Annotated in this window: 10 protein-coding genes and 4 pseudogenes; 3 read left to right on the top strand and 11 right to left on the bottom strand. The window is 58.6% G+C overall.

The genetic code is table 11. The features are described from left to right. Positions 1 to 104: 104 nt before the first annotated feature. Complete coding sequence (locus K6301_RS22920) at positions 105 to 932, bottom strand: oxidoreductase (RefSeq protein ID WP_247221141.1); 828 nt, start codon at positions 930 to 932, stop codon at positions 105 to 107. Positions 933 to 1008: 76 nt separating this feature from the next. Here K6301_RS22920 and K6301_RS22915 point away from each other — a divergent pair, with 76 nt between their 5' ends. Beyond that, positions 1009 to 1953, top strand: a complete 945-nt coding sequence (locus tag K6301_RS22915) for an AraC family transcriptional regulator (RefSeq protein WP_247221140.1) — start codon at positions 1009 to 1011, stop codon at positions 1951 to 1953. A 54-nt stretch (positions 1954 to 2007) separates the two neighbouring features. Here K6301_RS22915 and K6301_RS25130 read toward each other — a convergent pair. Next, positions 2008 to 3251, bottom strand: a pseudogene (locus K6301_RS25130) (MFS transporter). A gap of 104 nt (positions 3252 to 3355) precedes the next feature. Between K6301_RS25130 and K6301_RS22905 the strand changes: the two are divergent. After that, positions 3356 to 3796 carry a winged helix-turn-helix transcriptional regulator gene (locus tag K6301_RS22905; RefSeq protein ID WP_247221139.1) on the top strand — a complete coding sequence of 147 codons (441 nt, stop codon included), beginning with the start codon at positions 3356 to 3358 and terminating at the stop codon, positions 3794 to 3796. A 579-nt stretch (positions 3797 to 4375) separates the two neighbouring features. On the opposite strand, the gene K6301_RS22900 is transcribed toward K6301_RS22905, so the two are convergent. From K6301_RS22900 to K6301_RS22880, 5 genes are all read right to left on the bottom strand, one after another. Further along, positions 4376 to 5995 carry a dihydroxyacetone kinase subunit DhaK gene (locus K6301_RS22900; RefSeq protein ID WP_247221138.1) on the bottom strand — a complete coding sequence of 540 codons (1620 nt, stop codon included), beginning with the start codon at positions 5993 to 5995 and terminating at the stop codon, positions 4376 to 4378. Positions 5996 to 6005: 10 nt separating this feature from the next. Further along, positions 6006 to 7001, bottom strand: coding sequence for an ABC transporter ATP-binding protein (locus K6301_RS22895; RefSeq protein ID WP_247221137.1), 996 nt, complete (start codon positions 6999 to 7001; stop codon positions 6006 to 6008). After that, the gene (locus K6301_RS22890) at positions 6994 to 8013 is read right to left on the bottom strand and encodes an ABC transporter ATP-binding protein (RefSeq protein ID WP_247221136.1); all 1020 of its coding nucleotides are present in this window, start codon (positions 8011 to 8013) and stop codon (positions 6994 to 6996) included. The genes K6301_RS22895 and K6301_RS22890 overlap by 8 nt, the downstream gene beginning before the upstream one ends. 300 nt (positions 8014 to 8313) lie before the next feature. Further along, positions 8314 to 8607 carry a type II toxin-antitoxin system RelE/ParE family toxin gene (locus K6301_RS22885; RefSeq protein ID WP_247221135.1) on the bottom strand — a complete coding sequence of 98 codons (294 nt, stop codon included), beginning with the start codon at positions 8605 to 8607 and terminating at the stop codon, positions 8314 to 8316. Further along, the gene (locus K6301_RS22880) at positions 8607 to 8861 is read right to left on the bottom strand and encodes a type II toxin-antitoxin system ParD family antitoxin (protein WP_247221134.1); all 255 of its coding nucleotides are present in this window, start codon (positions 8859 to 8861) and stop codon (positions 8607 to 8609) included. The genes K6301_RS22885 and K6301_RS22880 overlap by 1 nt, the downstream gene beginning before the upstream one ends. A 388-nt stretch (positions 8862 to 9249) precedes the next feature. On the opposite strand from K6301_RS22880, the pseudogene K6301_RS22875 reads away from it, so the two are divergent. Further along, positions 9250 to 9514: pseudogene (locus K6301_RS22875) on the top strand (Fic family protein); the annotation flags it as partial. Positions 9515 to 9614: 100 nt separating this feature from the next. Here K6301_RS22875 and K6301_RS22870 read toward each other — a convergent pair. The 4 genes and pseudogenes from K6301_RS22870 to K6301_RS22855 all read right to left on the bottom strand — a co-directional run. Beyond that, a pseudogene (locus K6301_RS22870) lies at positions 9615 to 9929 on the bottom strand (integrase core domain-containing protein); the annotation flags it as partial. 244 nt (positions 9930 to 10173) lie between these two features. Beyond that, a pseudogene (locus tag K6301_RS22865) lies at positions 10174 to 10554 on the bottom strand (DUF5615 family PIN-like protein). Beyond that, positions 10551 to 11183, bottom strand: coding sequence for a DUF433 domain-containing protein (locus K6301_RS22860; RefSeq protein WP_247221133.1), 633 nt, complete (start codon positions 11181 to 11183; stop codon positions 10551 to 10553). The pseudogene K6301_RS22865 and the gene K6301_RS22860 overlap by 4 nt, the downstream one beginning before the upstream one ends. Before the next feature lie 262 nt (positions 11184 to 11445). Continuing rightward, entirely contained in the window at positions 11446 to 11826 is a 381-nt protein-coding gene (locus tag K6301_RS22855; protein WP_247221132.1) for a nuclear transport factor 2 family protein, read from the bottom strand. Between the last annotated feature and the right edge of the window lie 238 nt (positions 11827 to 12064).

The raw sequence follows: 12064 nt of genomic DNA, 5'->3' as shown, positions 1-12064 counted from the left end.
TAGATGACCGAGTTATCCGATACGGCGATGACAACCTTACCCTTTACATCGTTCCCCTGCGCCGCACAGATGGTGGCGCGGTCCGCTGCAGTCGTCGGCTTCTGTTAGCCGTCAGTGGAGACAGTGACGGCTTTCCAGGTTTCGATCTCCTGCTGCAGGCGCTCAATCCTGTTCATGACGAGGTTGAGCGCGTCGCTACCGAGCAAGAGTTGCGGAGGTGGATTGTCGGACGCGATCAGACCTAGGACTGCCTCTGCAAGTTTCGCAGGATCGCCGAGCTGCTTACCGCTCTTTGCCTGACGTCCCTCTCTGATCGGATTAAACAACGCGTCGTAATCCGCAATAGATCTTTGCGTCCGGATCATCGAACGTCCGGCCCAGTCAGTTCGAAAAGAGCCTGGGCAGAGCGTGGCAACGCGAACCCCGAATGGTGCCATTTCGGCGCGCATGACCTCGGAAATGCCCTGGAGGGCAAACTTACTGCCGCAGTAGTAACCAATGCCGGGCATGGTGATCATGCCGCCCATTGAGGTGACGTTCACGATGAAACCTCGACGCCTTTCGCGGAAACGCGGCAGGAAGGCCTTCGCCACAGCAACCGCACCGAATACGTTTACTTCGAACTGGCGCCGCATCTCTTCGAGCGACGACTCTTCGAGAATACCCTCATGGCCGTAGCCGGCGTTGTTGATTAGGACGTCCACCGGCCCATGATCTGCCTCAGCCTGTTCGACGACGTCGGGTATGCGGTCAAACTCGGTGACATCACATAGAACGGGACAGACGGCAGGCAAGCTTTTTGCAAGACTTGCCCGCGATGCTTCGGAGCGGATGGTGCCGACGACCATGTGGCCCTGTTCGCTGGCTGCCGTGGCGATGGCAAGACCGAAGCCCGAATTGGCACCCGTAATGAAAAAGATCTTCCTAGACATAACTACCTCCACTTCTTGCTTGATTGTCGTCCTTGACTGATACTCTTCTGACTTGGATTTGATGAGAACACTTCCTATGACTTCATTGCCAAATCCTATGAACCTGGACAGTCGGCAGGCTGTGCGTGAGCGGCTACTGGAGTTGGCCGGACTGCTCGCCCCAGATGAGGGTTACAATCCGACCGAGCTTCCAGGCCTACGCATTCTAAGAACGGAGACGATGCTTCATGACGTCCCTGCGCTCTACAAGCCCGGAGCCGTCTTCGTGTTGCAGGGACGAAAGCAGGCCGTGCTGGAAGGCGACGTGTATCTCTATGACGAAGAGCACTATCTCGCGGTCTCGGTGCCCGTTCCGTTCCGCATGGAGTCTGTCGCCAGCGCGGATCGGCCGCTGCTGGCGATTTATGTGGAATTCGACATGCAGCTAGCCGCCGAGATTGCCTCGGAAATCGAAAAGCGGTCCTCCGGCATGTCCGCGGCACCGGCGAAAAGTCTTGTATCCAGCAAGATGGAACCCGACATCCTGGATTCGTTGCTGCGCCTCTTGAAAGCCCTGAACAATTCAGTCGAGACTGCGGTGCTGGGCAAGGGCATCTTACGCGAACTACACTATCGGGTTCTCGTCGGCCCTCAGGGTGCGGCGATGATATCGGCGCTGCGGCAGAGAGGTGCATCGGGCAAAATCGTGCGAAGCCTTGTCCGGCTGCGCGAGACTTTCCGTTCAGACGTCTCCGTCGCAATGCTAGCAAGCGAGGCGGGGATGAGCGTTCCGTCCTATCACGCCCATTTCAAAGCTTTGATCGGCAGCAGCCCGATGCAATACGTCAAGGCCATGCGGCTTCACGAGGCCAGATTGATGATTGCGCGGCAGGACATGGCGATTGGGGAAGTCGCTCTCTCGGTTGGCTATGTCAGCCCCGCTCAGTTCAGTCGCGACTTTAAACGGCACTTCAGCCGCACCGCTTCGGAAGAGGCGAGATGGGTCCGCCGGCATCTCGGCGCGCTTACCTTGGGAGGGTAGGCGGCAACGTCCGCAGTTGGCGGTAAGCGGAAGACGCCTCTCGCCCCGAAGCTGTCATTCGCGAGAACATTCGACAATAATGACTGGCCGACTGAGACGGGCAGACAAAAGACCTGCGATCCACACGGCAACCGCAATCCCACTGAATGCTGCTCCCAGGACAGAAACCCCCGCCCAACCCCACCGCGCGTAGGTTGCCGTAGTGGCTATCGCCCCGATAGCGCTGCCGACCGAATAAAAGACCATGTATCCACCAATCAGGCTGCCGCTTTTTTGGGGGTTCAGTGCCACCACGACGCTCAGATTGCTGACATGGACAGCCTGGACCGCCAAGTCCAGCAGGAACACCCCGATCAATAGCGAAAGCATGGAGAATGGGAGTAAAGCGATCAAGCCCCAGGACGCGAGCAGGACGGCCAGAGACGTTCCGGTTGTCCACGTACTGTATCCCCGATCTGCCAGTCGTCCTGCAAATGTTGCACCAATTGCTCCCGCCAGTCCGACCAGCCCGAACAGGCCTATCTGGGTATGGGAATAGGAAAACGGCGGCATATATAGCGGCAGAACAAGCGCTGTCCAGAAGGTGCTGAAGGATGCGAAGATTAGAAGAGCCAGAACGCCTCTAAACAGCAAGGCCGGCTCCCGCAAAACATGCCTGGGATATACAGGACAGAATTGAGATATGTTTCTGAATTCCGTTCCAAGGATTGACGCGGCAACACCGACATCAGAATGACGGCCATGGCGAGCGTCACAAGCGCTGACGTTAGATACACCGCCCGCCAGCCGCCGAGATCGGCAACCGTCCCTGCGAAGGTTCGGGCTAATAGGATGCCCACCACGATACCGCTGGTAACCGTACCGACCACCTTACCGCGCTGAGCCGGCGTGGCCACGGCCGCCCCCTGAGCAACCAGCACCTGAACGAGCACCGCCAGCAGCCCAACCGAGGCCATGCCAGCCAGGAGCACCGTCTTCCCACACGCTGTCGCGACCATCACGAGAGCCGTCGTCAACAGCAATCCTTGAACGATTATGAGCTTGCGTCGGTCGTAGAGATCGCCAATCGGCACGATGAAGATCAGACCCAGTCCGTACCCGACCTGCGTCAGCATCACGATGAGACCGATAACGGCCGGTGAAATTTCAAGGTCGTCCGCGATCAGGTCGAGCAAGGGCTGGGCGTAATAGATATTTGCCACGCTCACACCTGCGGCGGCTGCAAGCACCAGCGTCTGCGCTCTCGACAATCCATGCGTCTGCGTTCCTGTGTGACCACTCGTCGTTTTCTCGTCCATCCTGCAACCCCTCGCGCTCTTCTCATCTCCATTCTGACAGCACTTGGCGCAAAGCATTTCCAGTTCTAAGATAGAACCAGATTGTGAGGTGGGGATAGAGATAGATGGTTAAACGTGTAAGCCTTTGGGATTCCGGTTGCCCGGTGGCGCGTTCTCTGGATGCCATCGGCGACTGGTGGTCGCTTCTAATCATCCGCGATGCTTTTGATGGCAAACGCCGCTTTGGCGAGTTCCAGCAAGGCTTAGGCATTAGCAGGGGCGTATTGGCAACTCGATTGCGCGACCTCGTGACACGAGGGATTTTCGAAACAGCACCGGCGTCGGATGGGACTGCCTACCGCGAGTATGTCCTGACCGCGAAAGGGCAAGGCCTGTTCCCGGTTATTGTCGCGCTCCGCCAGTGGGGTGAAGAGTTCCTGTTCGGTCTCGGCGAAACTCACTCCTTACTCGTAGATCGAGAAAGAGGCGACCCAGTCGAGCGACTTTCGGTCCGCTCGGCAGATGGCCGATCCCTCGACTGGAGCGACACTCAGGTCACAACCTGATGCGTTGTAGTATGGCATCACCCACGCTAATGACCGCTTTCGGGGCGTGAAGCGGTCATAGCCTCGCTCCTGAAACGAGCCGAACCTACGCTACGTCCATGTGTCTCAGATGTTTCAAAGCCATCCGTCATTTTAGGGGATTCTGAAATATCCTGTTCGGAATAACTGGTTCCATACTAGGCCTCAAGCGCGCTATCGAGGTCTCCCAGTCGAATCATCAAAGTCATCGGGCCTGCATGGGAGACTGGAAGCCAGCAGCCTCATATAAGGCCCGTGCATTATCTGAAATTGCTAGCGCAAGCACGCCACGGATGCACGTATTTCCGCGCCATTGAGCAAGCGCAGGCCCACCATATCGAGGACCAGCGCGCGACCAAAACCTCGGCCTTACTCGGCATAGTCTTCGGAACTCTCCGTTAAATCGTACGATCGAGCAGCACTTCCTCAGCTCAGCGTTCAGACGCCTCCAACATGAGATCCGCGCGGGTACTGCCAAGCAATTTGCCAGCTTGGTCAATCCTTGAACGCATTCGATCGTCTGTAACGCGGCACGAGTAAACCTTTCGACCGGATGCGCAATCAGGTCGCCAGATGCTCGAAAAGCCGCGCCACCGCCTCCGCGCCGGGGTCGACATGGCCTTCGAGCTGCTTGGCATTGATATAGGCGGCGCGGCCGACCTTTGCGCGGGTGAGGCTCGCGGTGACGTTCGCGCCTTCCCGCGCGGCGGCTGCCGCGGCAGCGATCCCCTGACCGAGCGCATCGAGCGCGGGGGCCAGCGCATCGACCATCGTGCGGTCGCCGATCTGGGCGCCGCCAATTTCCTGCATACGGGCAAGACCGGCGCGCAGCGCCTCGCGCATCGGCAGGCCGCTCGACGCGCCGTCGCCAGCGGCGGCGAAGAAGATAGCGAGCAGCACCCCGGAGGAGCCGCCCATCGTCTGGCTGAGTTCCTGGCCGATGGCGCGCAGGAGCCGCGTATGGTCCGACAGCGGCAAGCGATCGATGGCGTTGATCAGCGCGCGAGCCGCGCCCGCAAGCGTCGAGCCGGTATCCCCGTCACCGGACTTGGCGTCGAGCGCATTGAGGTCCTGCTCTGCGGCAACCAGCACGTCGCAGCAATCGACGAGAAAGGCGCGCGTCGCCGCATGGCTGGAGGGCATCGGCATGATGGGCGTCAGGCCGTCCGGCAGGGCGGCGACGACAATCGGCCGGACGTCCGAAACACCCGGCCAGGCGGGGATCGGTACGGCGGCTTTCAGCAGCCTCAGCTCGGCGGCGTCGGCCGGAAAGATCGAGATGGAGAACCCCTGCATGTCGAGCGAGGTCATCAACGGCGCGGGGCCGATGACATGGTGTATCCTTGAGCCGACGGAGGAGCCGAAAAGGTCATGCGCAAGCACGGACATTTCCAAGACCGACGTACCGCCGAGATTGTTGATCAACGCGACATGCGGCCCGTCGCCCATGACGGCGGCCAACCGCTCGACCATGGTCGCGACCGAGGCGCGTGCGCCGGCAAAATCGATCTGCTCGACGCCTGCCTCACCATGAATGCCGAGACCGAGTTCGGCCTTGCCGTCCGGAATACGAGCCTCCTTCAGCGAGCCGGGCACGCGGCAAGTGTCCAGCGACATGCCGATGGAACGCGTGCCGGCAATGACGCGCTTTGCGGCAGCCGTGACCGTGTCGAGATCGGCGCCCTGCTCGGCGAGCGCGCCGGCGATCTTATGCACGAAAAGCGTGCCGGCGACACCGCGGGCCTGTGGCAGGTCGGGAAGCGCGATGTCGTCGCCGACGATGACCATCGAGACGTTCAGGCCGTAGGCACGCGCCCTCTCGGCGGCGAGGCCGAAATTGAGCCTGTCACCGGTATAGTTCTTGACGATAAGCAGGCACCCGGCCGATCCCGTCACGGCGAGAATACCGGCCAGCACGGCGTCGACGCTGGGCGAGACAAAGACATCGCCGCAGACGGCCGCCGTCAGCATGCCCTTGCCGACAAAGCCGACATGGGCTGGCTCGTGGCCGGAGCCGCCGCCCGAGACGATCGCGACCTTCGACTTGTCCCAGTCACTCCGCTTGACGACGCGGATATGTGGATAGCCGTCGAGGCGGGTAAGTGCACCGCCCGAAAGGGCCAGCACGCCATCGATCGCCTCTGTAACGACGTCTTCGCGCTTGTTGATGAATTGTGCCATGGAAATCTCCTTAAGCTAGACGCATGCCTGCCGCGTCGAAATTGAGCGGCTGCGATGGTCGGATTCGGATGGTCTCGCCGCCCCGGAGCGGCGTGTGGGCGTCTGTAACGGTGATGAGATCGTGCCTCTTGAAGGAAAGGTGCAGACGGGTCTGGTCGCCGAGATGCTCGACCCGCTTGACCAGCGCCTCCTCCCCTTCACCCTGCACGATATGTTCAGGCCGAAGACCGATGTCCCTTGCGTCCGCCGGAGCACGGGCAAAGAGTTCGGCCGGTAGCACATTGATGCGGGGCTGGCCGAGGCGCGTGGCGGCATAGACGCTGACGGGCTGCTCATAGATCTCGCGCTGCGAGCCGAATTGCACCGGCCGCCCCTTGTGCAGCACGCCAACATGGGTCGCCATGGTCATCGCCTCGATCTGGTCGTGGGTGACATAAATGAGCGTCGCGCCTGATTTTGCCTGGATGCGCTTCAGTTCGATGCGCAGGTCCGCCCGCAGTTTGGCGTCGAGCGAACTCAGCGGTTCGTCCATCAAGAAGACAAGCGGATTGCGCACCAGTGCACGGCCGATGGAGACGCGCTGCATCTCGCCCCCGGAAAGCGCAGTCGCCTTGTTGTCCAGCTTGTGAGCGATCTGCAAGACCTCGGCAACCTCCTTCACCTTCCTGTCGATCGCCGCCTGCGGCGTCTTCAGGAGCGGCGACTTTAAGGGAAACTCGAGATTCTGGCGAACCGTCGGATGGGGATAAAGCGAATGTTGCTGGAAGACCATCGCGACATTGCGCTCTGCCGGCGAAATGCCCGACATAGTCCGACCGCCGATGTAGATCTCAGCACTATCGGGCGCATCGAGGCCGGAGACCATGCGCAGCGTCGTCGTCTTGCCCGCGCCCATCGGGCCGAGCAGCACGACGAAGGAGCCATCCGGCACCCGCAGCGAGAAATTGTCTAGCGCCACCGTGCCGCCGAACTGCTTCGTCACGTTTTCGAGAATGACCTCAGCCATTGCCCAGCACTCCCTCATTGGCCTCGGAGACTAGCGCCTTACCGTTATCCGCATCGAAAAGCGTCAGCGTGCGCGCATCAAAATCGAGCCCGACCAGCTCTTCTTCCCGCACCTTATAGCCGGAGGAGATGCGCGCCTTCAGGTCGCCATGCCCAGTCGAAAGTGTCAAAATCTGCGTCGTGCCAAGATATTCGACAGCTGTGACGCGCCCGCGGTAGGCGGCATCGTCACGGAACTTCACATGCTCCGGGCGGACGCCCAGCGTCAGGCGGCCGGCGCGCCCTTCCCGCACGGACGGCACCGCCAGCCGCACGCCGGCGAGATCCACGCCATCGCCGCCAATGCCGATCATGCCCTCAAAGTCGAGAAAATTCATCGATGACGAGCCAATGAACTGCACGACGAATTTCGTCGCCGGCCAGTCGTAGATCTGTTGAGGCTTGCCGAACTGCTCCACGACGCCATGATGCATCACGACGATCTTGTCGCCCATCTGCATGGCCCCGAGCTGGTCGTGCGTGACATAGACGGTGGTGGCGCCCATGCGATCGTGCAGTGCGCGCAGTTCCTCGGCCATGTGCTCACGGAACTCGACGTCGAGCTCACCCAGCGGTTCGTCCATGAAGAAGGCCTTCGGCTGGCGCACGATCGCACGGCCAAGCGCCACACGCTGCCGGTCGCCACCGGACAAGCCGCCGACAGGCTTGTCGATAATGTGCTCGATCCGACGGATACGAGCGACCTCGGCCATACGCTTGCTCACCTCCTCACGCGTCATGCCTTGACTGATCAGGGGATAGGAGATGTTCTTGCGCACGTTCATATGCGGGTAGAGCGCAAACATCTGGAAGACGAAAGCGATGTCGCGTTTGCTGGCCGGCTTCATGCCGACCTTGTCGCCGTCGATTAAGGAGAGCAGGGCCGCCGGGAAGTTTTTCCGCGTCAGGTGCCCGCAAAGGGCGTTTTCAGCTTTCCGATGAGGTCGGAAGGCCAGGGAGGAGGTCCCCGCCATGAAATGGCGCCGTATTGACTAATTGAAAGTCAATGTTTGACCATTTGAAATTCATTTGGCGGCTGATTGAAAATTGACGTCCGAACTCGGTGGCACGAGGCAGGCGAGAGGTAAGCAGGCACCGCCTCTCGCTAATTAATTACCCGAACTGATTTAGCTGAAACGTGCCGAGAGGATGGTCAAGAATGATGAGCAAGACAATTTGTGTTTACGCTGATCACAATGCTGAGCTTTAATCCAATGCTCTTGATGAGGTTCTAACTTATGACCAGCAAGTCATGAACTCGACAAAACAATTGACTAGAGCGAATCTGTTGCCCAATCCTCGTGGCTATGCCTGATACGGATCACAAAGACGCTTCCGTCCTCTTTGATGCGATAAACTACAAGGTGTGCCTTGAAGGGATGGATCCTAACAGGCGGAGAAATTTCATGGCGCTCACGCGCCATTCGTGGATTGCTGGCAATTAGCTCGAGCAAATCGAAGAGCTCATCATGATATCGTTTAGCAACCAATGCTCCGAAGATACGAATGCCTTCTTCCGCAATTGAAATTACATCCTCTTCCGCTTGGACCGATAGGATGAATGGCATCAAGCGCGTCCGCGGCTGATCTCGGCTCGTGTAGTGGCTGCAGTAAACAGATCGTCCGCTGAACGGCTCCCAACACCGCTTCTAATTCCGTCATCGACAAACCGCTGCATCTCGGCGATCTTGTCGGTACGGGCCTGATCTCTGCGGATCAAGTCTCTGACGTAATCGCTCGCATTCGAATACCGACCGGTCTTAGTTTGGGCTTCAACCCAATCTTTCATGGGGTCGGGAAGGGATACGTTCATCGTCGCCATTTGAGTCTCCTTGATGCGTAACGATATCCGCCAATGGCAAAGTTTGTCAAACTATTGGTTGCCGTGCGGCAGGTCTTGAGCGGAGTCAAACCTACGGCCCCGCGGTTGTTCCGCGTCGAACTCATCCTAACTGCTAGAGACGTCAGAGACTTAGAAATCCTCGTCCTCGGTCGCCAGTGCCTTGCCAATGACATAGGAGGGGCGTCTCGAGTTGCTTACAGCTGTCGTCCTCGTACATCGTTTTTCGTCTCGCTGCAAAGTCTGGATCCGCTCAATTGAGGAATGGCCAGTAATTCAGGTCACGACTGACAGGTCTGACGAACTCTCGCGTGAAAATTGGATGGAAATGGATGGATAAATAGTGCCATGACAGCGCCTCAGAAATTGGATGGGAATGGATGCGCAAATGGAATTTCTAAATACGGCGACCGTCCGGATCACGCCTGAAATCCTGTCGCTGATCGCCGAAGTCGACAATTTCAAGGATGCTTGGCGTGCGATCGGCCGGATTGCGCCTGAGCGGCTGTCCGGCCTCCGGCCTCCGGCGTGTCGCCACGATCGAAAGCGTCGGTTCCTCGACCCGTATCGACGGGGCACGCCTCACCGATCGAGAGGTCGAAAAGCTGCTGGCAAACATTCGCCTGGGGTCGTTTATCCGCGATAAGCCGGTCTCTTGTCCTCGCGAGCTCATCGATTGTGACTGGGATGGTTGTCATCCCGACAAACTCCAAGGCGTAGGGTTCGTCCAGAGGTCTAGGTGTTTAGTCCCGGCATTTGATGGATTGGATCGATCCTGAATTTTTTGGGCTCTTTTGTCCAGATGCTGCAGATGTATTCATACGGCGTGAGGCCTCTAAGGGTCTTGAGCCGGCGGGCGAAATTGTATGCCGAGACGAAATCACCGATATGTCTGCGGAGCTGGTCGTGGCTGTCGTAGTGATAACGTTTGACGGTTGCCTCCTTGATCGTCCGGTTCATCCGCTCGACCTGGCCATTTGTCCAGGGATGCTTGGGTTTGGTCAGCCGATGCTCGATGCCGTGCCGCCAGCATGCCCGGTCGAACGGATGGCCCCGGAACCGGGCGGTTGGCCCGTTGCGGTTCTTCGGGATGTCGGCGAACTGGTTTTCCGACAACTGGATTGGCACGATGTTGTCGCCGAAGGCGGGTGTGATCGTGCAGGAGCTTCGGCCGCTCATCTGCAAACCGGTAGCCAAACCGCAATAACGGGATTGACCCATTAAGGGGGTGAGGCAGTGATCAACACGGCGACCGGCACACCCAGCGCCGGCGCGCGTAGAGGAAACGCCGTGGCTATTCGATCTCCGGAAGCACATAACGCGTGATTTCCAGCGCCTCCTCGTCGACTGAAATCTCGATGACTTAGTTGAGGAGTTCATCCAGATTCACAAGCTCGTCAAGCACGGCCTCGAACATCTCGCGCTGGCGTGCCGGAAGAACCTGCGTAACGATGATGACGAGACCGGCATGCAGCTCTTCCCTGGCATAGAGCTTCCGGAAGTCGCGGGCATTGTTCGTGACGAAGGTGAAGTTGCCATCGACAATGCGCGGCATGAGATCCCAGTCGGTTTCTCCGCTCAATCCTAGCCAGCTGACGTGAGAACACTCGTGGCCGCGATTCTGAGCCACCGCCACGAGCGAGGTGTGAAGGCATTCATCAATGAGGAATTTCACGAACGCGAGCCTGCCGGTGAAGGCTCTGAACCCGATTTCAGCGGAACCCTTTTCGACGATTTCACGCGCAGGCCCTGTTGGGAAAGCGTTTTAGGACGGCCACGCGCAGGATGCGCAGCGGTCCAGATTTCCGCGAACTCGATCATGCGCGCGGTCAGAGAGGGGTAGCCTTCGAGCAATTCCTCCACGGTGGCGCCCTGCGCCCTCATGCTGGCGATCGCACGGGCAGAGACGCGGGTGCCTTTGAAGACCGCTTCTCCACCGGCGACACCCTTGACGCTGTGAATGACCGCCTCCGCCTCCCTCAGCGCGTCCGCTCGAGCAGCAAGCTGCTCGCGTGCGCGGGCCACATCGACGATAAGGTAGTCGTCGGCCCGCACCGTCTCAGCGGCGGGATTGTTCGCGATCGCGTCGAAGAGACGCTTTCTGCGCTCGGCTGAAAGGATCGAGCCAACGCCGTACCACAGCTTCAGATGCAGGAGATCGTCATCGGTAAGCGCGCGCCCGCCGGTTCTCGACTGCGCTGTCGAGATGATGCGCTTGTCGATGGCGTTATGCACCGTCTTTACGGCAATCCCACTGACTGCGGCCGCTTCTGCCGGCGTGTATTCTCGATGAGCAGTACCCATAATCATTCTCCTTGTAGAGAAGATATATTGGACGCAGTCCGAAAAGTAAAGGTTTGGGGATGCAGGAGCGTGAAGGAACGGACCGCGGTCTTAGGGCGGAGTGAGGGGTCGACTAACCGTAGCATAGCCGCGCTATGTAACGTTATAACATACTGCATAGTCTGAATTATGAAACTCGGTGACAACGACGTCACCAACGAAATAATCGAGGCAGTGCCAGCGAGGTTGCTGCGCGACCAATATCTCGATTTTAACCCGGAAATTACCTCCGTTTAATCGTGCCTTGATGGAAAAGCATCTGCCACCGATGTTCATTGCGCTTCCAGATCGAGCTTCGCAGAACGTGCCGCTTTGTCCCATCGGGCTGAGTACGCTCACTATCGTAAGTCAACAGCACTGCGTCATCGGAAATCGTTGTCAGGGCATAGTTGGCGGTCGTGAGACCATCATTGCCGCCGCCATCTTCTTGGAGTAGCAAATCGATAATCGTGTCTCGATTGTATGCCGTGCCTGAGGCTGCGAATTCGACAAAGCCGACTGCGAGCAATCCCTCCAGAGCATCTCGCGATCCTCTTACCTCTGGACGGTGGAGCGCCTCTTCAAGGGATCGGATCTCGGCAAGTTCAGGGAAATGAAGTGTCATATTTGCAGCTTAGGTGACATCACAATCTTGGCTAAGGGTAAGCAACAACGGCAGTTGTTATGGACAGCAACATCGTCGTCATTGTTGCGAATCTATGCAAGCGGAAAAGCAACAAACTACCCAATTTACCAGACGCAACGCCTAGCTGAGGCGAGGTAACACACAAAGCCCTACAGAAGGCGGGCTTCGCTTCGCTCCTCTTCCAGCTTCAATGCCGAAACCGCACTCTTTGGAACTC

It is taken from the genome of Shinella oryzae, from assembly GCF_023038235.1.
GTDB classification, from domain to species: Bacteria; Pseudomonadota; Alphaproteobacteria; order Rhizobiales; family Rhizobiaceae; genus Shinella; species Shinella sumterensis.
The sequence above is the reverse complement of the archived record's forward strand: the minus strand, read 5'-3'. Positions and strand labels throughout refer to the sequence as shown.

What these genes read in the sequence shown, in the direction of transcription:
- K6301_RS22885 (WP_247221135.1), bottom strand. Translation starts at nt 8,607, where the DNA reads ATGCCATTCATCCTATCGGTCCAAGCGGAAGAGGATGTAATTTCAATT.
- K6301_RS22855 (WP_247221132.1), bottom strand. Translation starts at nt 11,826, where the DNA reads ATGACACTTCATTTCCCTGAACTTGCCGAGATCCGATCCCTTGAAGAG.
- K6301_RS22905 (WP_247221139.1), top strand. Translation starts at nt 3,356, where the DNA reads ATGGTTAAACGTGTAAGCCTTTGGGATTCCGGTTGCCCGGTGGCGCGT.
- K6301_RS22920 (WP_247221141.1), bottom strand. Translation starts at nt 932, where the DNA reads ATGTCTAGGAAGATCTTTTTCATTACGGGTGCCAATTCGGGCTTCGGT.
- K6301_RS22900 (WP_247221138.1), bottom strand. Translation starts at nt 5,995, where the DNA reads ATGGCACAATTCATCAACAAGCGCGAAGACGTCGTTACAGAGGCGATC.
- K6301_RS22895 (WP_247221137.1), bottom strand. Translation starts at nt 7,001, where the DNA reads ATGGCTGAGGTCATTCTCGAAAACGTGACGAAGCAGTTCGGCGGCACG.
- K6301_RS22860 (WP_247221133.1), bottom strand. Translation starts at nt 11,183, where the DNA reads ATGGGTACTGCTCATCGAGAATACACGCCGGCAGAAGCGGCCGCAGTC.
- K6301_RS22880 (WP_247221134.1), bottom strand. Translation starts at nt 8,861, where the DNA reads ATGGCGACGATGAACGTATCCCTTCCCGACCCCATGAAAGATTGGGTT.
- K6301_RS22915 (WP_247221140.1), top strand. Translation starts at nt 1,009, where the DNA reads ATGACTTCATTGCCAAATCCTATGAACCTGGACAGTCGGCAGGCTGTG.
- K6301_RS22890 (WP_247221136.1), bottom strand. Translation starts at nt 8,013, where the DNA reads ATGGCGGGGACCTCCTCCCTGGCCTTCCGACCTCATCGGAAAGCTGAA.